This is a genomic window from Novosphingobium indicum, assembly GCF_014645195.1.
Taxonomy (GTDB): Bacteria; Pseudomonadota; Alphaproteobacteria; order Sphingomonadales; family Sphingomonadaceae; genus Novosphingobium; species Novosphingobium indicum.
This window is the reverse complement of the sequence record NZ_BMLK01000097.1, coordinates 1-812: the sequence shown is the minus strand read 5'-3', so window position 1 is coordinate 812 and position 812 is coordinate 1. Positions and strand designations below refer to the sequence as shown.

1 protein-coding gene is annotated in these 812 nt (G+C 49.5%); it reads right to left on the bottom strand.

Annotated features, from left to right (window positions below; all coding sequences use genetic code 11):
* Positions 1-40 precede the first annotated feature (40 nt).
* A complete protein-coding gene (locus IEX64_RS24300; RefSeq protein WP_188824054.1) occupies positions 41-715 on the bottom strand; it encodes a hypothetical protein in 675 nt (224 codons plus the stop codon).
* Positions 716-812 lie beyond the last annotated feature (97 nt).

Genomic DNA, 812 nt, shown 5'->3' with positions numbered 1-812 from the left:
GATCGCGCCCCTCCAATGAATCATCATACCCGCCAAAACGCTACCGGTTTTTGCGGGTCTCCAGCTCATAGAATACGTTGGGATTATGGAACGACAGATCGGCAACAACCAATCTAGCTTTCATGATGTATTCGATGATCTGACGCGTGATGACCCCTGGTTTGTCAATCGCATCAGCCCGAACCACGTTCAGCTGAAATGGCTCCAGAGCAGGCTCTACAATAGATCCAAGAAAAAGATCTGAATGCTTTCGCGCCTCCGAACCTTCGTCACCAATAGGAGCAATGTAGAAGCAGGTACTCTCAAACTGAGCATGTTCGGATGTAATTATATTTGTAGAGGCATGTGTTGAATTTTGTTCTGGAGAAGCTGCAACTGCTGGTGACGCGGGGAGATCACTGAGCAGCATATCCGTCGAAATAATACGTTCAGCGCCAGATAACGTTCGCAGGAGCCCCACAAAACGAAGATTGACCACAAAGGTATCAACCGCCTCTGATGCGTGGTTTGCATCGATACCCACGTCTTTAGCAGCATCAATAAGAACTGCATGGGCGGGAAGTTTATTGCCAACGAACTTTTCATAAAGCTTCTGAAACGGCTCGACGCCGGATATCGCTAAAGCGACACGCGTCCGCGCTCGCTCACGCGCGTTAATTTGTTCATCAACCGCCCTTTGCCCCTCGGGTGTGAGTTCAATATTTTCTGCTTGCACTCCGCCTTTTGTGAGCCCGTACCGGCCTGCATTAGAGCGGTTTTCGACCGTTCTGAATCGGCATGGGATTCCCTTTGGTCACGATTTCTGATTCAGA